This window comes from Nocardiopsis sp. LOL_012, assembly GCF_048060475.1.
Classification (GTDB): Bacteria; Actinomycetota; Actinomycetes; order Streptosporangiales; family Streptosporangiaceae; genus Nocardiopsis.
In genome coordinates this window covers 1-1,230 of sequence record NZ_JBHMIV010000090.1, presented here as the reverse complement: position 1 = coordinate 1,230, position 1,230 = coordinate 1, and the positions used below count along the sequence as shown (strand labels likewise).

Genomic DNA, 1,230 nt, shown 5'->3' with positions numbered 1-1,230 from the left:
CCCTGCCCCTGCACCCCGCCCTCAGGAACGCCTGGCCCCACCTGCACGAACAGATCACCGCGGGCCCAGTGCAGGATCCCGGTTCGGTTCCGGGCTCACTCGGCCCGGACGGGTTCCGACGCTTCGCCACCGACGCTCAGGCGACCAGGTATGCCGAGCAGTTCCTCAACGCCCCGGAGAGGAACCCGCACGCTTTCGCCAACCTTCCGGAGGAACAGCGCGAAACCGTACGGGAATACATCGGAGGGAATCTCCTCTTTGAGGATCTGGAAAGGAAACTCGACCTGGTCGACCAGGCGCTGGACCGCCCCCTGCCCGAACCCCTCATTGCATACGGACGGTTCATATTTCCCCAGAACGACAATGAGAACTTCTTCGAGCGCTACTCCGCGTACCTGTTCAAGGACTCCGCTCCGGCCGCCCCCTTTGCCCTGGACTTTGAGCTGAGAAGGAGCACCGAGGAACCCCTGTTCGGCGCCGAACTCGTCCTTTCGCTGCCGGCCGGGAGCCGGGGACTCTGGATCGGGGAGATCAGCGGAAACTCCGGCTACCGGAATCTGCTGCTGCCCCGCGGCACCCGCTACGTGATCAACGGATTTACCGGAAACGACACCTGGCAGCGGTTCAACGCCGAGGTCCTGCCCCCCGGCACCGCCACAAGCACTCCCGGTGTCCCCGACACCGCACCCGGCGTTCGCGCACCGGACGGGACCCGCCGCTTCACCGACGACGCCGAAGCCGCCCGCTACGGCGCCCAAGTCCTCGACGACCCCGACCGCAACCCGCACGCTTTCGCCAACCTTCCGGAAGAACAGCGGAAGGCAGTCGACGCCTACACGCTCACCAGCATGGTGTTCAATCACGTGCTACAACTCGCCCAGGACGAGCGGATCTCGGCGTACCTGCAAGAACAGCGCGCGGACGTGGGCCCAGGCCTGGCCCTGTTCGGGCTGGGGAGCGACGGGCACTTCCCTACCCTGGACGAACTCAAAGAAGCCGAGCGCCCCCTTCCCTCCTGGCAGCAGCCCCTCGTCAACTCCATCCTGAACGCCCCCGACCCCGAACGGACACGCAGGCGCTGGCTCGACAGGTCCGGGATGCGCGGACGGCTGACCGACGTGTTCGGGCACTTCCCCGACGCCGACGACATCCGCCGGATCGTCCCCGTGCTCGACCAGGCCTTCGGCCCCCGCACCCTGCCCGAGACCGTCTTCACCCGCCGCAGCCTGA

At 66.9% G+C, this 1,230-nt stretch carries 1 protein-coding gene; it reads left to right on the top strand.

All coding sequences use genetic code 11. The annotated features are described in order from the left end of the window. The coding region (locus ACFHWE_RS23550) for a hypothetical protein (protein ID WP_416604062.1) at positions 1–1,230 on the top strand (1,230 nt) is incomplete at both ends.